Here is a 20,252-nt window from a genome sequence, read left to right on the forward strand (position 1 = left end):
CATGTCCGGTGCTTTGTGAACGAAAAGCCGCCCTCAGCCCCGGGCCTGCATGAACGCCTTGAGCCGTGCCAACCCCTCTTCGATGTCGGCGGTCGCGCGGGCATAGGAGAACCGCAGCGTCCGGTGTCCCCGAACCGGATCGAAATCCAGTCCCGGCGTCACCGCCACCCCGGCCTTGTCGAGGATCTCCGCCGCAAGGGCGCGGCTGTCTTCGGTCAGGTCCGACACATCGGCATAGACATAGAACGCCCCATCCGGCGGCGCGATATCGGTGAACCCGGCCCCGGGCAGCCCTTTCAGCATCAGCGCGCGGTTGGCGCGGTAAACATCCAGATTGGCCTGCAACTCTTCCTCGCACTCCATCGCGGCAAGGGCCGCCACCTGACTGGCATGGGGGGCGCAGATGAACATGTTCTGGGCGATGCGCTCGATGACGCGGACATGATCCTCGGGCACCACCATCCAGCCGACGCGCCAGCCGGTCATCGAGAAATACTTGGAGAACGAGTTGATGACATAGCATTCATCGGTCAGCTCCAGCGCGGTCACCGCCTTGGCCTCGTATTCCAGCCCGTGATAGATCTCGTCGCTGATGAAGGACGCCCCCTGCCCCTGCGCCGCCTCGATCAGAGACCCCATGGCGGCATGATCCAGCATGGTTCCCGTAGGGTTGGCCGGAGATGCCACCATCAACCCGGCCAAATCGAGCCCCGCGAAATCGTTGGGCACCGGTTGCAGGCGATTCTCGGGCGCAGTCGGCAGGTCCACCGGCACCAGCCCGAGCGCGCGCAGGATCTGTCGATAAGACGGATAGCCGGGCGCACCGATCCCAACCCGATCGCCAGTGTCAAAAAGCGCCGTGAAGGCCAGCAGAAACCCGCCCGACGAGCCGGGCGTAACCACCACCCGTTCGGGGTTCAGATCGACCCCGTACCACTCACCGTAAAGCCGTGCGATTCGCTGCCGCAATTCGGGCAGGCCAAGCGCCACGGTATAGCCCAGAGAACCCGTTTTCATTGCCCCTTCCAGCGCCGCCAGAGCCCCCTTGGGCGCGCCGGTTCCGGGCTGGCCCACCTCCATGTGGATGATGCGCCGTCCGGCTTCTTCGGCCCGCCGCGCGGCCTCCATCACGTCCATCACAATGAAGGGATCGACTCCTGACCGGGTTGAGTTTCTCATGGCCTTCTCCCATGTTGCGGCCATGGCTTTTGATCGCGTATCCCGGCTGGCGTCAATCCCGGCCCTTGTACTGACGTCGGTGATGTATCTGATATCCGCGATCCCCGCCGCCGCGGTTGGGCTGCTACGCGATCCCGATGTCGAACACGGGCTGCGCGAACTGGCCTTTCCCATCCTTCGTGCCGCCGGACTGAACACCAACCGGGTGCGGGTGCTGCTGGTCAATGACGACCGCTTCAACGCCTTCGTGATCGACCACAACACGATCTTTCTGAATTACGGCCTGATCCTGAAGGTCGAGCGCCCAGATATCCTGCAGGCGGTGATCGCGCACGAGGCCGCCCATATCGCCAACGGCCACATCTCGCGCCGCGTCGCCAATCTGCAAAGCGCGCAGCGGCTGGCAGGTCTGGGCACTGCGCTGGCCATCGCTGCCGCCGCCGCTGGCGCCGGCGAGGCTGCACCCGGTCTTGCCGTCGGCATCCAAAGCTCGGCCCTGCGCAGTTTTCTCGGCCACACCCGTGCCGAAGAAGCCTCGGCCGACCGCTCCGCCGCCAGCTATTTGCGATGGGCCGATATCTCACCCCGCGGGCTGGTCGATCTGCACCGCACTTTCTCCGGGCAGGAACTTCTAGGCCCAAACCAGCAGGACCCCTATATGCGCTCGCACCCGCTGACCCGCGACCGGGTCCGCGCCGCCGAGGCTTATCTCGCTACCCATGACGACCGGGCACCGCCCAATCCGAATGCCGACTACTGGTTCGCGCGCGTCAAGGGCAAAGTCTCGGCCTTTACCCGCGCGCCATCGTGGACGCTGCGCCGGGCGCCTGAGGAACAAGCCCGCGATATCCGCCTGATGCGCGAGGCCGTGGCACACCACCGCAACAACAACCTGCCCAAGGCCCGCGCTGCCATCGACGGCGCGCTGGCGATCCGGCCTGACGATCCGTTCTACTATGAACTCAAGGGCCAGATCCTGATGGAAAACCGCAAACTTCAGGGCGCGCTCATCGCCTACAAGACTGCGGTGGAAATGGCGCCCCGCGACGCGCTGATACTCGCCGGATACGGCCGCGCGCTGCTAGCAGCGGATCAGCCAAAACAGGCGCTGGAGATACTGGAACAAGCCCGCGCCCGCGACTATCGCAACGCCCGCATGATGCGGGATCTGGCGATGGCGTATGCCAAGACCGGCAAGAACGGCATGGCCTCGATGGTCACCGCCGAACGCTTCGCCCTGCAAGGCCGCATCAAGGATGCGGGAATTCACGCCAAACGCGCCATTGGCCAGTTGCCCGAGGGTTCTCCGGGTTGGCAACGGGCCCAGGATGTGCTGATTGCATCCGAACGCGCGCAGAAAAGGAAAAGAAGATGATGCTCAGATTTGCCGCCCCGGCCCTTACGGCCCTGACCCTGATCTCGGCCCCCGCGCAGGCGCTGGACCTGAGCGCAATGAGCGCCGAGGAGCGCGAGGCCTTTGGCGCGCAGGTGCGGGAATATCTGCTGGAGAACCCCGAGGTGATCCTGGAGGCGATCAACATCCTTGAAGAACGCAACGCCGCCGCCGAGGCGCAGGCGGATCTGGAGCTGGTAGCGGCCAACACCGACGCGCTGTTCAATGACGGCTATAGCTGGGTCGGTGGCAACCCGGACGGCGACATCACGCTGGTCGAGTTCATGGATTACCGCTGCGGCTATTGCCGCCGGGCCGTACCCGAGGTCGCCAAGCTGCTGAAAGAAGACGGCAATATACGGCTGGTGATCAAAGAGTTCCCGATTCTGGGTGAGGCCTCTGTAATCTCTTCTCGTTTCGCAGTGGCGACCAAACAGGTCGCGGGCGGTGAGGCCTATAAACAGGTCCATGACGCGCTGTTGGAATTCAGCGGCGAGGTGGGTGAGGTCACCCTGCGCCGCATCTCGGACGGTCTGGGATTGGACACCGAAGCCATCGTCGCGGCGATGAACAGCGACGAGGTGACCCGCGAGATCACCGAAACCCGCGCGCTGGCGCAACGGTTGCAGATCTCGGGCACGCCGACCTTCGTTCTGGAAACCGAGATGCTGCGCGGCTACCTGACCGCCGACCAGATGCTTGAGATCGCCGAAGGCATTCGCGCCAACAAGAGCTGATGATCGGAGGGGCGGGTTTACCGCCCCTTTGTTGATCTGTTGCCCTCCCGAACCTCGACGTGGAAGCATGCCCATCTCGTAGATGCGCTGCTTTGCCCCTTGTCACCACTACACTTCTGTTCGTCGCTTCAAAACCGTGATCGGCTTTAGCTATCTTGGCATTTCCACTCCGAGTTCGATCCCATGCAGGCTTTACAGCCGCGTAATTCGCCGTTTCTTTGATCTCAACTCGGCAACTTGTCCGAGCGAGGCGGGTGTTTAACCTGCAATGGCCGGCGACTGGCGCGACAGGAATCAAAACATGACAAAAGACCTTGGCACAGAGCAATTCCCTAAGGCCCGGCTGCTCGCCAATCGGACACCGCTTGAGCGGCTGGACCGGTTGTCGGAACATTTCGGCCTCGACCTCTGGATCAAGCGCGACGATCTGACGGGGCTGGGCGGCGGCGGCAACAAGATCCGGCAGTTGGACTACTATATGGGCGCAGCGCTGGCAGACGGCGCCGATACGATCCTGATTACGGGCGCGGTACAGTCGAACTATGTGCGCTCGGCGGCAGCGGCGGCAGCCAGACTGGGGATGCAGGCCATCCTGCAGCTTGAGGACCGGGTGCCTGGGATGGACGACACGTATCGCACCTCGGGCAATGTGCTTCTCTGCCAGATTCTGGGGGCCGAGCACATGTTCTATCCTGAGGGCGAGGATGAGGCCGGGGCGGATCGCGCGCTCTATGCCCGTGCCGAGGCCCTGCGCACCGAGGGGCGCAGGCCGTATGTCATTCCGCTGGGGCTGGATGCGAAGCCGCTGGGCGCTCTGGGATATGTGGACGCGGCGCGGGAAATCCTCGATCAGGGGCCGGAGTTTGACGCCATCGTGGTGGCATCGGGAAGCGGCGCGACGCATGGGGGACTGCTTTACGGGCTCAGGCGCCTCGGGTCGCAAGTGCCGGTGCACGGTATCTGTGTGCGACGGGCGGCGGCGGCGCAGTCGGAGCGGCTGAACGTCGTGACCACAAAAATCGCGGCGCTGCTGGGGCAGGACAATCCGGTCACGCCGTCGGACATATTGACCTGGGACGGGGCGCTGGCGCCGGGATACGGGCGGATGGGCGCACAGGCGCGCGAGGCGATGACGCTGATGGCCCGGATGGAGGGTCTGTTTCTGGATCCGGTCTATACCGCCAAGACCTTTGCCGGGGTGCCGGGGCTGCTGGCGGAGGGGCAGTTGCGCCCCGGCAGCCGTGTGCTATTCGTGCATACCGGGGGTATCCCCGCCCTCTTCGCCTATCAGAACGACATAGCCGTCTGAACCCGCCCCCAGCAGGTCTGCCTAACCCGGAAGCGAGACGTCAATCGCGCGCGTGAGCTTATCGACCAGTTCGCCGATCTGCGCCTCTTCGATGATGAAGGGCGGTGCCAGCAGGATGTGATCGCCATGCTTGCCGTCGCGGGTGCCCGACATCGGATAGCAGATCAGCCCCTCGACCAGAGCCGCCTTCTTGACCTTGCCCGCAACGCCATGGGCAGGGTCGAATGGCGTCTTGCCCTCGCGATCCGCCACCAGTTCGATGCCGCGGAACAGCCCCCGGCCCCGCAGTTCGCCTACATGCGGGTGCTGACCAAGTGCGGCTTGGAGTGCGTCATGCAGCGTGTCCCCCATCACCCCGGCGCGCGCGGGCAGATCACGGCCCGTCAGTTCCCGCACCACCGCCAGCGCGGCGGCGGTGGCCACCGGGTGGCCGATATAGGTGTGGCCGTGCTGGAAGAACCCCGAGCCGTCCCGGATGGCGTCATAGATCGCGCCGGTGCAGAGCATGGCTCCGATCGGTTGATAACCGGCACCCAACCCCTTGGCGATGCACAGGATATCCGGCGTCACGCCGTCATGGTCGCAGGCAAACAGATGCCCAGTCCGGCCCATGCCGCACATCACCTCATCGAGGATCAGCAGCACGCCATACTGGTCGCAGATCTCGCGGATGCGCTTGAAATACCCCTCGACCGCCGGCACCGCGCCCAGCGTCGCGCCCACCACCGGCTCGGCCATGAAGGCCATGACGGTCTCGGGGCCGAGGCGCAGAATCTCGGTCTCAAGCTCATTGGCAACGCGCTGGCCGTAGTCGTGGCTGCTCTCGCTCTCGGCCCTTTCGGCATATTCGTAGCAGGCCGCGATATGGCTCATCTCGATCAGCAGCGGCGCGAACTGCGTGCGCCGCCATTCGTTGCCGCCCGCCGACAGAGCGCCCAGCGTGTTGCCGTGATAGCTCTGCTTGCGGGCGATCACGCGGCGGCGTTCGGGCTGGCCGATCTCAAGGTAATACTGCCGGGCCAGCTTCATCGCGGCCTCGGTCGCCTCGGACCCGCCCGAGACGAAATAGACCCGGTCCAGATCGCCGGGCGCATGTTCGATCAGCAGATCGGCCAGCGCCTCGGCCGGCTCCGAGGTCATGAAACCGGTATGGGCAAAGGCGATCTGTTCCACCTGCTCCTGCACCGCCCTGATCACTGCCGGGTTGGAATGGCCCAGGCAGGACACCGCCGCATCACCGCAATCGAGATACCGTTTGCCTTCGGCGTCGATCAGATAGCAGCCATCGCCACCGGTTGCCGTAGGCAGGGCGGATTTGGTGTGGCGGGGGAAGACGTGGCTCATGTCCGGCTCCTTTCGAGCGCATGTATCAGGGCCGCGACCGAGGCGGCATTGTCGGCCCAGGGGATGCCGTCAGCATCGGTCAGACCGTTCTCGAAGCCAACCCTCAGATCGCCGCCACGTGCGGCAGCGTCCAGCAGGCAGGCATGTTCCTGCGCACCAAAGGCGCAGACCATCCAGGGGGTTCGGGGCGGAGTGTCGTTCAAGAATGCGTCCACATCACCTGGCCGGGCCGCGTGCCCCTCGCCTTGACCCGTCGCGTAGCGGCCCAGCACGAACAGCCGGTCGATCTGACCGGACCGCACAGTGCCATCAACTTGCCAGCGGCTCAGCAGCTCGGCATCGGTGGGGTCGTAAAGGATATGCTGCACTCGCGTGCCGTGGTCCGCGCAGGTGCCATAGACCCGGTCAGCCAGTTCCGGCGCGCGGGCGATCTCTCGAACCGAGATCGAGGCCCAGCCGGGCCGCAGCTGACGCAGGCAGTCAAGCTGCGCGGGCACGTCGTAAATTCCCGCCGCCTCGGTGGTGATCTGGATCTCCATCCCGGGCGCGGTGCGGGCCAGTTCCTGCAACGCCTCGCGATAGCGCCCGGCATCGAGCGTATGCCGCCCGTCGACATCGCGCACATGCAGGTGCAGGCCGTTGGCTCCGGCGGCAAAACATGCGCGGGCGGTCTCGGTGATGGTGCCAGTGTCGACCGGCAGCGCCGGATGATCCCCCGGCCCGCGCCGCGCGCCATTGGCGGCAACCAGAATGTAAGGCTGCGGCATCGCCCGTCCCTTTCGTTGGCGGCCCTCGTCGCCGCTCAGATGGCGCAGGCCACGCACGTTTTCAATTTGCTTATTTAAAAACATATGTTTTTATCTCGCCATGCCGACCCAGACCAAATCCCAGCTCATCGTCCGGCTCAAGGCCGAGATCGACTCTCTACCGCCGCGCCTCAAGGCGGTGGCGAAGTATATCATCGACCATCCCGGCGATTTCGGGATCGATCCGGTTCGCGTCACCGCGGCCAGGATCGGCGTCAGTACCAATGCGCTGGTGCGGCTGGCCCGGCATATGGGGTTCGACGGGTTCGATCCGTTCCGAGCGCCCTTCCGTGCTGCACTGGTGACCGAGCGTGAGGACAGCCTCGGCGCGGACTGGCTGGAGCGGATGGCCCGCGACGGCGCCCAAGGGCGGATGCAGGCCGATCTGGCGCGCAACGGGATGAACATCGTGGCCCGCTCCCTGCGGCTGATGACACCGGAAAAGACGCGGACGGCGGTCGAATTCATGACCGGTGCGCGCACTTGCTATGTTACTGCTTCGCGGGCGAGCTATGCGCTGGCCTATTACTTCCACTATGTCGGGCGCATGGCGCTGCCGGGGTTGCAACTGGTGCCGCGGCACATGGGCTCGGCAGTGGACGAACTGATGGATACCGGCGCACAGGATTGCCTAGTGGCCGTCACCTTCGCGCCCTATTCCGCCGAAACCATCCAGTCGCTGCGCTTTGCCCGCCAGCGCGGGGCGCGGATCATCCTGATCTCGGACAGCGAGGTGATCGCGCCGCGCGTCGAGCCGGATCTGGTGTTGCCGGTTGCCACCCAGTCGCAACATCATTTCGAATGCTATACCGGCGCGATGGCGGTGCTGGAATGCCTGCTGGGCCACCTGATCGCCGCCGGGGGCGCCGCCGCCCACCAGCGCATCGCCGATTACGAGGCCATGCGCGAGGATACCGGCGCCTATTGGAAAGCCCCGCGCCTGCCCCGCATCCGCGAGACTTGACAAAAAGGCTCCCGCCGGGTGGCAGGAGCCCTCAAACGCGTCATCGCGGTCAGCCGGCCGCTGCCACGGCGCGACGGGTCATGACGCCGACCAGATGCGCGCGATATTCCTTGGTCCCGTGCAGATCGCCGATCATGCCGCCCGGATCGACCGAAAGCCCTGAAACCGCATCGGCGCTGAAACTGCCGGACAAGGCCTGCTCGGCCTCCGACCAGCGGAACACGCCATCCTCGGAGGCACCAGTGACCGCCACGCGGACACCGTCCGCAAACCGCGCCACGAACACGCCGACCAGCGCAAAGCGCGAGGCGGGCTGCAGGAACTTCTGGTAGTTCGCCGCCTGCGGTACCGGGAAACGAACCGAGGTGATGATCTCGCCCTCATCCAGCGCAGTGGTGAACATGCCCTGGAAATAGTCATCCGCCGCAATCTCGCGTGCATTGGTCCGGATCGTCGCACCCGAACCCAGCGCCGCCGCCGGATAACAGGCCGACGGATCGTTATTGGCCAGCGACCCACCGATGGTGCCACGATTGCGCACCGCCGGATCGCCGATATGGCTCGCCAGATTAGCCAGCGCCGGAAACGTGCCTGCCGCCTCGCTTGCCACTGTGGCGTGGGTGGTCCCGCCACCGATGGCCAACGAGCCGTCATCCTCAACACAGACGCCCTTCATCTCGGCAATCCCGCTCAGCGACACCAGCTTGGCCGGCGACGCCAACCGCTGCTTCATCGTCGGGATCAGGGTCTGCCCGCCACCCAGCGCCTGCGCGTCCTCACTGCCCAGCGCCGCCACCGCATCGGCGATGGTCGAGGGCTTCTCAAACTCGAAATTATACATTCCGTCTTTCCTTTCCGAAGAAGTCCCGGGCGCACCGCCCCTGCTTCTTCTGTTCAGAAATATCCTCGGGGGTCCGGGGGCAGACAGCCCCCGGTCCTGCCCTCTCCACTCAGCCGTTCATTGCCGCCCAGACACGCGACGGCGACACGGGCATGTCGATATGGGTGACATTCTTGCCGCCCGATTGCAGCGCGTCGATCACAGCGTTCACCACCGCAGGTGGCGAGCCGATGGCCCCGGCCTCGCCACAGCCCTTCACCCCAAGCGGGTTATGGGTGCAGGGCGTCTGACAGGAATGATCCACCTCATAGAACGGCACATCATCAGCACGCGGCATGGCGTAGTCCATGTAAGAGGCGTTCAGCAACTGCCCGCTCTCGTCATAGATCGCGTGCTCCAGCAGCGCCTGACCGATACCCTGCGCCAGACCGCCATGGACCTGACCGTCAACGATCATCGGGTTGATGATATTGCCGAAATCATCCGCCGCCGAGAACCGTTCGATGCTGACCTTTCCGGTCTCGGGGTCGACCTCGACCTCACAGGCGTAGGCCCCCGCCGGATAGGTGAAGTTGGCCGGGTCGTAGAACGCGGTCTCTTCAAGCCCCGGTTCAATATCCTCGAGCGGGTAGTTATGCGGCACGTATGCCGCCAGACAGACATCGCCCCAGGCCACCGACTTGTCGGTGCCGGCCACGCTGAACTGACCGTCCTTGAGTTCGATATCCGCTTCCGAGGCCTCCATCAGATGGGCCGCGATCTTCTTGGCCTTGTTGATGATCTTCTCGGTCGCGCGCACCATGGCCGAACCGCAGACCGCCAGCGAGCGTGAGCCGTAGGTGCCCATGCCATGCGGAATCTTCGCTGTGTCGCCATGCACGATGTTGACCATGCTCTCATCGATACCGAGCATATCGGCCACCACCTGCGGAAAAGCGGTCTCGTGCCCCTGCCCGTGGCTGTGCGCGCCGGTCATGACACTGATCGAGCCGGTGGCGTTCACCCGCACGGTGGCCACGTCATAGAGCCCGGCCCGGGCGCCAAGCTGGCCCACCAGGTTCGACGGCGCGATGCCGCAGGCCTCGATATAGCAGTTCACGCCGAGACCACGCAGCATGCCCTTGGCCTCGCTTGCGGCGCGGCGGGCGGCAAAGCCCGAGAGATCCGCAACCTCTTCCAGTTTGTCCATCGTGGCCACATAGTTGCCGGTGTCGTACTCCACCGCGACCGGCGTGGCATATGGGAACTCGGTGATGAAATTCTGCCGCCGGAGCGCAATCGGATCGACGCCCAACTCGCGCGCCGCTTTGTCGATCACGCGCTCCAGCTGGAACGTAGCCTCGGGCCGTCCGGCGCCGCGATAAGCATCGACGGGCACGGTGTTGGTGAACACCGCCTTCACGTTCACATAGATCAGCGGCGTCTTGTAGTTTCCCGCCATCAACGTGCCGTGCAGCCAAGTCGGAACCGAGCTGGCGAAGGTGCTGAGATACGCACCCATGTTCGCATGGGTTTCGGTGCGGATCGCGGTGAAGTTGTTGTCCGCGTCCAGCGCCAGTTCGATCCTGGTCACATGATCGCGACCCTGCGCGTCCGAGATGAAGGCCTCGGAGCGGGACGAGGTCCACTTCACCGGACGGTTGATGGCACGCGCGGCGAAGGTGCAGAACGCCTCTTCGGCATAATGGAAGATCTTGGTACCGAAACCGCCACCCACATCCGGGGCCACCACGCGCAGCTTGTGCTCGGGGATGCCCAGCACGAAGGCGCCCATCAGCAGGCGGATCACATGCGGGTTCTGGCTGGTGGTGTAGAGCGTCGATTCGTCGTTAGCGCGATTGTAATCGGCCACAGCCACACGCGGCTCCATCGGGTTGGCGACCAGACGGTTGTTGACCAGTTCCAGCGTTGTGACATGGGCCGCGTTGGCGATGGCCTCGTCCACGGCGGCCTTGTTCTCTTCCACAAAGCCCCAGTCATAGCAGAGGTTGCTGGTCAGATCGTCATGCACCTTGGTGGCGCCATCGGCGAGGGCCGCCTTCATGTCGATAACGGCAGGCAGATCCTCGATGTCCACCTCGATGGCCTCGGCGGCATCGCGCGCCTGTTCGGCGCTGTCGGCTACCACGGCGGCGATGGGATCGCCCACATGGCGGACCTTGCCCTGCGCCAAAACCGGGTGCGGTGGTTCCTGCATCGGCTCACCGTGCTTGTCGGTCACCTGCCAGCCGCAGGGCAGACCGCCCACGCCTTCGAAATCGGCGCCGGTAAAGATACGCACCACGCCGGGCATGGCGGCAGCCGCGTCGGTATTGATGCCGTTGATCCGGCCATGCGCCACATCCGAGCGCAGGAAATGCACATAGGCCTGGCCATGTACGTTGATGTCGTCGGTGTAATTGCCGGTGCCGGTCAGAAAGCGCACGTCCTCGCGGCGCTTGGAACTGGCTCCGATGCCACTGTCTTTGGGCATTGCTTGTTCTCCTCCCATAAGCGGTGCGTGCCGGGCACGTACCCTACAACTCTCCCCGGGCGCGTCCTCCACACGCCCGCGGTTGCGTCACTCGGCGGCGATGGCGCCCACGTCCTGACCGGACGCAGCCATGATCGCCTTGACGATGTTGTGGTAACCGGTGCAGCGGCAGATGTTGCCCTCAAGATAGGCGCGGATCTCGGCCTCGGTCGGTTGCGGGTTGTCCTTGAGCAGCGCCGCCGCCGACATCACCATGCCCGGCGTGCAGAAGCCGCATTGCAGGCCATGGTGGTCCTGAAACGCCTGCTGGATCGTGTTGAGCGTGCCGTCCTCTGCCGCCTGCCCCTCAATGGTGTCGACCTGCGCGCCGTCGGCCTCGAGCGCCAGCATGTTGCAGGATTTCACCGCGTCGCCGTCCACATGCACCATGCAGGCGCCACATTGGCCGGTGTCGCAGCCCACATGGGTGCCGGTCAGCGACAGGTGATCGCGCAGGAAGCTGGACAACAGCGTCCGCACCTCCACATCCCCGCTCACGGCCTTCCCGTTCACGGTCATCGAGACCTGTGTCATGAGATCCTCCCTTTCGATTATTCTTTCCTTGGGGTGAGTTAAACACGGCAAAAATCGTTTGAGAACAAAAATATTTCTCAATATCCCCCAAGCGGTTGCGGGTAATGGCTACGACTTAAGTCGGCAGTGGCGGACGTCCAAAGTGCCGTTACGTCACGCCTTTTTCCCGGCGCGCGGCTGTGGCCGGGTCGGGATTTCCTTGAGCAACCCGCCCACCCCCATGGCGGCGATATCGGCGCCGGTGGTGGCGATGCCGCAGGCCACGCGCGAGAGCACCCAGTCGGCGCCGTTGAGCGCCGGCGAGCGCGCGCAGCCCGGCAGGCCGATCACCGGGCGCGGGCCGAGCTGGCCCAGAAACAGCAGGTTGCCGGGATCGACGGGCATGCCGAACCGGTCCACCTCGCCCCCCGCCGCGCGCACGGCGCTGGGGGCCACGTCATGCGGGTCGGAGGTGGCCGAGCCGGTAAGGATCATCACCATGTCGCCCGCCACCGCATCGACCGCCTGCGCCAGTTCCGGCGTCCGGTGCGGAACGGTGCGAATATCGCTCAGCTCCATCCCCAGCGCTTCGACGCGGCCCTTGATGGCGGCGATGCCCTTTTCGTTGGGCGGGCCGCCAGGGATTTCGGTGATCACCAGCGCCGCCGTGTCGTGTACGGGAGTGACCAGCCGGATTGCGTCTTGGGCGGCGGCCACGGCTCGCTCTACATCCGCACGCGGCACCGCGTAGGAAATCACCTTGATCGTCGCCACCATGCCGCCCGGCCCCATCTGCTGATACTGCGGCACGGTCGCCACGGTGATCATCGGGTGGACCTGGTTAAAGCCCTCGATGGCGGCGATGTCGAGTTCGACCACGCCCGGCGCATCGGCCAGAAAGTTGACCCGGCCCGTGAAGGGCTCGGTCACACGCAGATTTGCCACCGCCGGATCGGGGGCGAGAGCGGCTGCCAGCATCTGCGCGGCCTCATTTTCATGGCAATCGTCAGGCTCCATCCGTGCCACGATGACCTCGGCGATGCCTGCCTCGGTGAGCGCGGCGAGGTGGGCGGGCTCCAGCGTCAGCCCCTTGCGCAGTTTCCGGGCGTCGGTCTGCACCGAATGGGCGAGGATGGCGCCCCCGGCCTGCGCCACCGGGACTGGGCCGAATTTCATGCCTTGCCCCGCAGCACCGCCGTCATCTGCGCTAGGATCGCCACCGCGATCTCGGACGGGCCCGCCGCCCCGATATCGAGGCCGATGGGGCCGTGAATGCGGCCGATCTGTTCCGGCGTGAACCCGGCCTGAGTCATCCGCTCCACACGCTTGGCATGGGTCCGGGTCGAACCCAGCGCGCCGATATAGAACACATCCGCCTTGAGCGCGGCAGCCAACGCGGGGTCGTCCAGCTTGGGATCATGGGTCAGCAGCACCAGCGCCGTGCGCGGATCGAGACCCAACTGCGCCACCGCCTCATCCGGCCAGTCGGTAAGGATCTTTTCGCCGGGAAAGCGCGCCTGTGAGGCGAAGGCCTCGCGCGGGTCGATAATCACCGGGTCGTAGCCCGCGATCCGCGCCATCGGCACCAGCGCCTGCGCGATATGCACGGCGCCGACCACGATCAGCCGCAGGGGCGGGTTGTGGACGGCCACGAAAGTCTGGGCGTCCTCTTCGAAGCCCGAGCGGTCCATCCGCATCCGGTCGGGGTACGCGCCGCGTTTCAGGGCCCGGTGGCCGGTCTCCATGTTGACCTCATAGGCCAGCGCCTCCCGGGTTTTGCGGGCGGATACCAGATCGGCCAGCATCGCCTCGGGCAGGACCGGGCCGACCGGCTCCACCAGAACCCGGATCGTGCCACCGCAGGCGAGCCCGACGGCAAAGGCGTCCTCGTCACTGACGCCGAATTCCAGCAGGCGCGCGTCGCCTTCCTCGATGGCCTCCAGCGCCTCGACGATCACCGCGCCCTCGACGCAGCCGCCCGAAACCGAGCCTTCGATCCGCCCGTCGCCGCCGATGACCAGCTGCGCCCCCACCCGGCGCGGGGCGCTGCCCCAGGTTTCGACCACCGTGGCCAGCGCCGCACCAATGCCCTTGCGGTGCCAGGCGAGCGCGGTTTCAGGGCTGTTGTCGAATCTCTGCATGGGCTCCTCCCAGGTGCTGGGGTTCAACATAAGGAGGATTTGGGTAAAGAAAAGCGGTCCGGCGGGAACACGGGGTCGCCGGACCGCAGGCGCGTGGCCGGTATGATAGCGAATGTGGCCACGCGTGTCGGGTGAGGCCTATTCCGCCGGTTGGGTCTGCGCGGGCTGGCCCATCAGCCGCTTGGGCAAGGCAAAGGCCAGCGCGACAAAGCCCAGCCCCAGCACGATGCCCAGAATGTCGCCGGGCAGCGCGGTCAGCCCCTCATACTTGGCGCTCGGAACGGTCCCCAGCGTTACCTTGCCGCCTGCGATCTTGTCGAGCAGGCCCGAGGCTTTCCACGCCGGATAGCTGACCATGTAGGCGGCAGCACCCAGCAACCCGCCCGCGATGAAGAACAGCGCATCCTTGCGCCCCGAGGCGGCGGCAACCACACCGGTGCCGGGGCAGTAGCCCGACAGCGCCCAGCCCGCGCCCAGCAGCAGCCCGCCGAGGAACACGCCCAGATAGGCAGTCTTGACCGACATGTGGCCGACGTCGACCAGTCCCAGCATCTGGCCGCCGAACATCAGCACCGAGCCGGTGCCGATGGCCAGCAGGATCGTCTTGGCGAGGTTGAGGTTGGTCAGGTTCAGCATCGTGTTGATGTAGGAAGGGTTCGAAGCCCCCACCCGGTCCAGCACCGCGCCGAACGCGGCACCGATGACGATGGCAAGCAGGATCGTGGTCATGGCTCAGACCTCCTTCCGGAACAGCATAAGGGAAACGGGGATAGCGGCGGCAAAGGCCCCTGCGGCGAAGATGTAGCCTGAGAGCGCGGTCTGCATCATGCCCGACATCATGTGGCCCGAGGTGCAGCCGCCCGCCAGCCGGGCGCCGTAGAGGACGATGAAGCCGCCCAAGAAGGCCGCCACCGAGCGTTTGACGCGGCAATCGCCGAAATTGACGCGCCAGAGGGCCGGGACCCAGCGGTCATCGACGGGGATGCCGCCCCGCGCGAGCGCGGACAGAAGCCCGCCCGCCATCATGGCGATCACGAAGACAAAGGAATAGTTCAGCGGGTTGGCGACCGACTTGGCGTATTTGCCGCCGGATTCGGCCAGATAAGTGTTGGTCGAGCTATAGCCCTCGTCGGTTTTGGTCACCAGATCAGGATTGACTGCGTCCGCGACGATCCCGTCGAGGATGACGAATTGGGTTGAGACCCCGATGGGCTTGACCAGCAGGACGGCGGCAAAGAACACCAGTCCCAGCAGCAGCCCCCCGGTTTTCCAGTTCAGAGGCATGGTGTTTCCTTTCGCGAATCTTACATTCGCGAAACAGAATATATCTCACATTCTGAAATTGGAATGATTTAAATCAAACCGGGTGGCACGGACCAGACTGGCTGCACCTCAGATGTGACAGCGCTCAGCCGCGCATCTTCTTCATCACCATTCCAACAACGACCTGCACAACCATACCCGCGACGCCGCCGCCAACCAGATTGCCAAGCATGGCACCGATATCCATGCCGCCGGCAGCGTCGCCCCCAGCCGCACCCAGCAGGTCGCCCAGCAACTGACCGCCACCAACACCGCCTATCGCACCGGCGATCAGGTTCCCCATGTTCCCCATCGAATTTCCGGGTGACACCTTGCCGCCTGCGGTCCCGCCAAGAGCACCGCCAACAATCTGAGCAATAAGGTTTTCCATTTCTGTCCCTCGTTACCGTGCAACATCACACAATTCGAATGCTGAGATATGTCGGCTCGGCCTGTCAATCTTGGGCCAGTGGGAAAAAAGCAACTCAATTCACCGTAAATCAAGAGAAAGTTCTTAAGGTCAGGCCGAGAGACGCGCCAGCAGCCGGGCTTTTTCGCCGACATCGTCCGGGCGTGAGATGACCCCGGCAAGCTCTTCCAGCGACGCAATGGAATGGCCCGCCCGAAAGCTGTCCACATGCGGCAGCATCGCTGCAATTCCCCGCGCCTTGGGCGCGAAGCCTTCCCACCGAAGCAGCGGGTTCAGCCAGATCAGACGCCGTGCCGACAGGTGCAGACGCTCCATCTCGCGGGCGAGTTGATCGGGATCATCCCGGTCTAGCCCGTCGGTGATCAGCAACACCACGGCCCCCTGCCCCATCACCCGGCGCGACCAGTCGCGGTTGAAGGCGTGCAGACACTGGCCGATGCGGGTGCCACCCTCCCAGTCCTGCGCCTCGGCGCCAGCGGCGGCAAGGGCGGCGTCCACGTCGCGGGTGGCCAGGTGGCGGGTGATGTTGGTGAGCCGGGTGCCGAAGGTAAAGGCATGCACCCGCGCCCAGCCCGCGCCGCGCGCGTTCGAGACGGCGTGCAGGAAATGCAGGATGATGCGGCTGTACTGGCTCATCGAGCCCGAGATGTCACAGACTACGACCAGATTCGGCCAGCGCGGGCGTGGCACACTGCGAGCGATGTCGCGCAGTTCGCCCCCCTGCCGCATGGCAGCGCGCAAGGTGCGGGCGCGGTCGATGCGGTGACCCAGATGGCTGGTCTGTGCCCGGCGCGAAGGGATCGGCTGCACCGGCAGTTTCAGACGGGCGAGCATCCGTTTGGCCTGCGCGATCTCGTCGGAGCTCATCTGTTCGAAATCCAGCGTGCGCAGCCGTTCCTCGGAAGACATGGTGAGCGAGGCGTCAACCTCGATCTCGGTGCCGCCTTCCTGTTCTTCGAATTCCGGCAGATCGCGCTGCACGCCATCGAGCAGCGCCTCGGCGGCGCGTTTCTCGGCGGCTTGTGCATTGCGTTCTTCCTGTACGCCGCGGATGGCGGGCAGCATCATCGACATCATGTGTTCCAGATAGCGTGGATCGCGCCAATAGAGGCGGAAGATCTGGGCAAAGACGGCGCGGTGCTCGGGCCGGTTCACGAAACAGGCATGCAGGGTCCAGTAGAAATCGCGTCTCTCGGTAAACCCCGCCGCCTCGACCGCGCGGATGGCGTCGATCACCCGGCCCGTCCCAATGGGTAGCCCCGCCTTGCGCAGAGCGCGGGCGAAATGGGTGATGTTGTGGGCCAGCTTCGGATCGTCGGGGATATCGAGCGGGAGGTGTTCAGGCATCGCCCTCATGGGGGCTCTGCCCCCATACCCCCGGAGTATTTCCGAAAAGATTAAGCATCAGGCCAGTTCCAACTCGGCTTTGGCCTGATCCAGAATGCGTTTGGCCTCGGAACCCTGCAGTTTCTGGATATCGTCCTGATATTTCAGGATCGCGCCCAGCGTGTCGCCGATCACCTCGGGGCTGAGGTTGATCACATCCAGCGCCAGCAGGCATTTGGCCCAATCGATGGTCTCGGCCACGCCCGGTTTCTTGAACAGATCCTCGGTGCGCAGTTTCTGGACAAAGGCCACCACCTCGCGGCTGAGGGTTTCGGCGGCTTCGGGCGCGCGGGCATGCAGGATTTCGACCTCGCGGTCGAAATCGGGATAGTCGACCCAGTGATAAAGGCAGCGGCGCTTGAGCGCGTCGTGTACTTCGCGCGTGCGGTTCGAGGTCACCACGACGATGGGTGGTTCGGGCGCGGTGACGGTGCCAAGTTCGGGGATGGTGACCTGGAAATCGGAGAGCGCTTCGAGCAGGAAAGCCTCGAAGGGCTCATCGGTGCGGTCGAGTTCGTCGATCAGCAGCACCGGCGCGCCGTTCTCGTCCGGGCGCATGGCCTGCAACAGTGGGCGTTCCACCAGGAATTCGTCGGAGAAAAGCTCGGTCTGCAGCGCAGCACGGTCGGCTGAACCGGCGGCTTCGGCCGTGCGGATCGCGACCATCTGCGCCGGGAAGTTCCATTCATAAACGGCCGAGGCGGCATCGAGGCCCTCGTAACATTGCAGCCGGATCAGGCGCCGGTTCAACCCGGCGGCCAGCGCCTTGGCGATCTCGGTCTTGCCGACACCAGCCTCGCCCTCAAGAAACAGAGGTCGTCCCAGTTTGAGCGCCAGAAACACCACCGTGGCCAGCGCCCGACCGCAGACATAGCCTTGGGCGCCCAGCAGTTCCTGCACGGCGTCGATCGATTGCGACTGGCTCATGGTCTCTCCTTGTTGTTGCGCCCAAGAGGTCACGGCCTGCACGACAGGTCAAGGGCGGGTGTCTGCAAGTGACATGCGGCATTGCAGTGTTTTGACAAGGCAATCCGAAACCCGAAGCGAATTGGGACCTAATGATCATTGGCGCAACTCCAAGAAGATCCGAAAAGGGCATCACATGAGATGTGGTATATCCATAGGTGCCAAGAAATCTCGTCAAATCCCGGATAACAAATGACAAATCCGCCAGAAAGCACCGTAGGATTTGCCCAATTTGGCCACATTCCCGCGCTTAGAGTAAAACTCCGGCGCCTATGCGGCCCGGAGATAAGAGTTGAATATGCGTGACGAGTTAAGTGATGTTGACGGCCCCTTTGAAGGGCCGGGCCTTGATGGCTGGATGGAAGAACCGTCGGATGTGTATCTGCCCGAGGGAGAGGTACACTCACTGGGCGACAAGCACTCCTGTATGTTCTCCAGACGCGGCGACACCCTGTTGGTTTCGTTCGAAATCGCGCAAGACTTGACCCCAGCATCAGAGATGCCTCAGCCCAATATCCGCGCGTTTGCCGAGGCGAAGGATTGGTCGCACCTGGCGGTGGTGTCTCTCGGCAACACCTGGTTCCGCGATCAGAGCGTCTTTGCCCTCTTCGACCATCTGACTGACGCCGGATTGTTCGACGACTTCGAACAGATCCTGTTTTATGGCAGCGGTTCCTGCGGATATGCCGCCGCAGTCTTTTCCGTAGCGGCCCCCGGTGCGACGGTGCTGGCCATTCAACCACAGGCCACGCTAGATCCGCGCCTGTGCGGATGGGACACCAGATTTCGCGCTGCGCGCCGGATATCGTTCACCGACAGGTACGGGTTTGCCCCGGACATGCTGGATGCCGCGGCCCAGGCATTTGTCCTGTACGACCCGTCTGAGAGACCGGACGCAATACATGCCGCGATGATGGCGCGGCAGAATGTGACCCTGTTACGGATGCCCAATATGGGCGGGACGTTGGAACAGAACCTGCAACAGATGAACATTCTCGAGCCCCTGCTGGAACTGGCGGCAACCGGAGAGTTGACAGCGAATGCATTTTATCGCCTTTACCGGGCCCGTCGGGACAATATCGACTATTTACTGCGGCTTTTGGCCCGGCTGAATCGCGAGAACCGGCACTATCTCAAATATCTGCTCTGTCGTGACACCATTGCGCGGATGCCGCGCCGCCGCCGGGTGAAACGGTTCCGCCGTCAAATGGCCAGGCTTAAAACCGCGATGGAAAACCGGGAAATTCTGCTTCCCTATTCCGCGACCCGCTAGCGGCGCAAATTGCCTCGCCCCTTGGTGCAGGTCTTTCCCGGCCTTAAGAGCTGTGTTAGCCGGGCGTCATGACCCAGAGCCTCACGATCCGCCGCCCCGACGACTGGCACCTGCACCTGCGCGATGGCGCGATGCTGCAGGCCGTCCTGCCCGAAACCGCGCGCCGCTTTGCCCGTGCGATCATCATGCCCAACCTGATCCCGCCCGTGGTGACCGGCGCGCAGGCCGCCGCCTATCGCGACCGTATTCTGGCCGCCCTGCCCGAGGGCATGTCGTTCGAACCGCTAATGACGCTCTACCTGACCGAGGACACCGACGCGCGGGATGTCGCCGCCGCCCATGCCAGCGGGCTGGTCAAGGCGGTCAAGCTTTATCCTGCGGGCGCGACTACCAACTCGGCCTCGGGCGTGCAGGATTTCAACAAGGTGCGTGGCGTGCTCGAGAAGATGGCTGAGATCGGCCTGCCGCTCTGCGTGCATGGCGAGGTCACCGACGCCGACATTGACATCTTCGACCGCGAGGCGGTGTTCATCGACCGGGTTCTGGACCCCATCCGCAAGGCAACACCGGGCCTGCGGGTGGTAATGGAGCACATCACCACCGCCAACGGTGCGGATTACGTCAAGGCGCATGAGGCCGATCTGGGCGCCACGATCACCGCCCATCACCTGATCATCAACCGCAACCACATCCTGGTGGGCGGGATCAAACCGCATTACTACTGCCTACCCGTGGCCAAGCGCGAGGACCACCGCCTCGCGCTGCTGGCCGCCGCCACGTCCGGCGACGCGCGATTCTTCCTCGGCACCGACAGCGCGCCGCATACCGATCCGAACAAGGAAAGCGCCTGTGGCTGTGCCGGATGCTTCACCGCCACCAACTGCATGTCGCTGCTGGCCGAGATGTTCGAACGGGAAAACGCGTTGGACAAGCTCGAAGATTTCGCCTCACTCAACGGCCCGGCCTTCTACCGCCTGCCGGTGAACGAGGACACGATCACCCTAACCAAAGGCGCGCCGGTGACTTATCCGGAAAAGATCGACACCGGCGATGGCCCGGTGACCGTGTTCGACCCTGGCTTCCCGCTGCACTGGCGCGTGACCTGACTTCATCTTTTTGACAAATACTCCCGCCGGAGGCTCCCGCACCCTCCGCC

Annotated in this window: 19 protein-coding genes; 6 read left to right on the forward strand and 13 right to left on the reverse strand. The window is 64.3% G+C overall.

Features of this window, described 5'->3' with window-relative positions:
• Window positions 1–33 precede the first annotated feature (33 nt).
• On the reverse strand, window positions 34–1,179 hold the full coding sequence (locus GOX53_RS05575; RefSeq protein ID WP_171174249.1) for a pyridoxal phosphate-dependent aminotransferase: 1,146 nt from the start codon (window positions 1,177–1,179) through the stop codon (window positions 34–36).
• Here GOX53_RS05575 and GOX53_RS05580 point away from each other — a divergent pair.
• The 3 genes from GOX53_RS05580 to GOX53_RS05590 all read left to right on the forward strand — a co-directional run bounded on the left by GOX53_RS05580 (window position 1,178) and on the right by GOX53_RS05590 (window position 4,618).
• Entirely contained in the window at window positions 1,178–2,554 is a 1,377-nt protein-coding gene (locus GOX53_RS05580) for a M48 family metalloprotease (RefSeq protein ID WP_171174250.1), read from the forward strand. The two genes, GOX53_RS05575 and GOX53_RS05580, sit on opposite strands and share 2 nt — an antisense overlap.
• A complete protein-coding gene (locus GOX53_RS05585) occupies window positions 2,551–3,309 on the forward strand; it encodes a DsbA family protein (RefSeq protein WP_171174251.1) in 759 nt (252 codons plus the stop codon). The genes GOX53_RS05580 and GOX53_RS05585 overlap by 4 nt, the downstream gene beginning before the upstream one ends.
• Before the next feature lie 301 nt (window positions 3,310–3,610).
• Window positions 3,611–4,618: a D-cysteine desulfhydrase family protein gene (locus tag GOX53_RS05590; protein WP_171174253.1), complete on the forward strand. Its 1,008-nt coding sequence runs from the start codon at window positions 3,611–3,613 to the stop codon at window positions 4,616–4,618.
• A 21-nt stretch (window positions 4,619–4,639) separates the two neighbouring features.
• Here GOX53_RS05590 and GOX53_RS05595 read toward each other — a convergent pair whose 3' ends face one another.
• The gene (locus GOX53_RS05595; RefSeq protein WP_171174255.1) at window positions 4,640–5,962 is read right to left on the reverse strand and encodes an aspartate aminotransferase family protein; all 1,323 of its coding nucleotides are present in this window, start codon (window positions 5,960–5,962) and stop codon (window positions 4,640–4,642) included.
• Window positions 5,959–6,813 (reverse strand): 3-keto-5-aminohexanoate cleavage protein, encoded by an 855-nt coding sequence (locus tag GOX53_RS05600; protein WP_371810255.1) that lies wholly within the window; start codon window positions 6,811–6,813, stop codon window positions 5,959–5,961. Before GOX53_RS05600 ends, GOX53_RS05595 begins: the two co-directional genes overlap by 4 nt.
• A 16-nt stretch (window positions 6,814–6,829) precedes the next feature.
• On the opposite strand from GOX53_RS05600, the gene GOX53_RS05605 reads away from it, so the two are divergent.
• Entirely contained in the window at window positions 6,830–7,732 is a 903-nt protein-coding gene (locus tag GOX53_RS05605; RefSeq protein WP_171174256.1) for a MurR/RpiR family transcriptional regulator, read from the forward strand.
• 49 nt (window positions 7,733–7,781) lie between these two features.
• Here the strand turns inward: GOX53_RS05605 and GOX53_RS05610 are convergent, their stop codons facing one another.
• From GOX53_RS05610 to GOX53_RS05655, 10 genes are all read right to left on the reverse strand, one after another.
• Window positions 7,782–8,573 carry a xanthine dehydrogenase family protein subunit M gene (locus tag GOX53_RS05610; RefSeq protein ID WP_171174257.1) on the reverse strand — a complete coding sequence of 264 codons (792 nt, stop codon included), beginning with the start codon at window positions 8,571–8,573 and terminating at the stop codon, window positions 7,782–7,784.
• Window positions 8,574–8,682: 109 nt separating this feature from the next.
• Window positions 8,683–11,046, reverse strand: a complete 2,364-nt coding sequence (locus GOX53_RS05615; protein ID WP_171174258.1) for a xanthine dehydrogenase family protein molybdopterin-binding subunit — start codon at window positions 11,044–11,046, stop codon at window positions 8,683–8,685.
• A gap of 87 nt (window positions 11,047–11,133) precedes the next feature.
• Window positions 11,134–11,619 (reverse strand): (2Fe-2S)-binding protein, encoded by a 486-nt coding sequence (locus GOX53_RS05620; RefSeq protein ID WP_171174259.1) that lies wholly within the window; start codon window positions 11,617–11,619, stop codon window positions 11,134–11,136.
• Window positions 11,620–11,772: 153 nt separating this feature from the next.
• Window positions 11,773–12,774: a molybdopterin-binding protein gene (locus tag GOX53_RS05625; RefSeq protein WP_171174260.1), complete on the reverse strand. Its 1,002-nt coding sequence runs from the start codon at window positions 12,772–12,774 to the stop codon at window positions 11,773–11,775.
• The gene (locus tag GOX53_RS05630; RefSeq protein ID WP_171174261.1) at window positions 12,771–13,739 is read right to left on the reverse strand and encodes an XdhC family protein; all 969 of its coding nucleotides are present in this window, start codon (window positions 13,737–13,739) and stop codon (window positions 12,771–12,773) included. The genes GOX53_RS05625 and GOX53_RS05630 overlap by 4 nt, the downstream gene beginning before the upstream one ends.
• A gap of 138 nt (window positions 13,740–13,877) precedes the next feature.
• Window positions 13,878–14,468, reverse strand: a complete 591-nt coding sequence (locus tag GOX53_RS05635; RefSeq protein ID WP_171174263.1) for a DUF6691 family protein — start codon at window positions 14,466–14,468, stop codon at window positions 13,878–13,880.
• Window positions 14,469–14,471: 3 nt separating this feature from the next.
• A complete protein-coding gene (locus GOX53_RS05640) occupies window positions 14,472–15,023 on the reverse strand; it encodes a YeeE/YedE thiosulfate transporter family protein (RefSeq protein WP_171174265.1) in 552 nt (183 codons plus the stop codon).
• 124 nt (window positions 15,024–15,147) lie between these two features.
• Window positions 15,148–15,432 (reverse strand): hypothetical protein, encoded by a 285-nt coding sequence (locus GOX53_RS05645; protein WP_171174267.1) that lies wholly within the window; start codon window positions 15,430–15,432, stop codon window positions 15,148–15,150.
• Between the two features lie 129 nt (window positions 15,433–15,561).
• Window positions 15,562–16,818 (reverse strand): VWA domain-containing protein, encoded by a 1,257-nt coding sequence (locus tag GOX53_RS05650; RefSeq protein ID WP_171174269.1) that lies wholly within the window; start codon window positions 16,816–16,818, stop codon window positions 15,562–15,564.
• A gap of 57 nt (window positions 16,819–16,875) precedes the next feature.
• Complete coding sequence (locus GOX53_RS05655; RefSeq protein ID WP_171174271.1) at window positions 16,876–17,784, reverse strand: MoxR family ATPase; 909 nt, start codon at window positions 17,782–17,784, stop codon at window positions 16,876–16,878.
• Window positions 17,785–18,121: 337 nt separating this feature from the next.
• Here GOX53_RS05655 and GOX53_RS05660 point away from each other — a divergent pair, with 337 nt between their 5' ends.
• Both GOX53_RS05660 and pyrC read left to right on the forward strand, forming a co-directional pair.
• A complete protein-coding gene (locus GOX53_RS05660; RefSeq protein WP_171174273.1) occupies window positions 18,122–19,096 on the forward strand; it encodes a phosphoadenosine phosphosulfate reductase in 975 nt (324 codons plus the stop codon).
• Between the two features lie 68 nt (window positions 19,097–19,164).
• Window positions 19,165–20,202, forward strand: coding sequence for a dihydroorotase (gene pyrC, locus GOX53_RS05665; RefSeq protein WP_171174275.1), 1,038 nt, complete (start codon window positions 19,165–19,167; stop codon window positions 20,200–20,202).
• The last annotated feature ends 50 nt before the right edge of the window (window positions 20,203–20,252 follow it).

Origin of the sequence: Ruegeria sp. HKCCD8929, from assembly GCF_013031405.1 — a bacterium.
Lineage (GTDB): Bacteria > Pseudomonadota > Alphaproteobacteria > Rhodobacterales > Rhodobacteraceae > Ruegeria.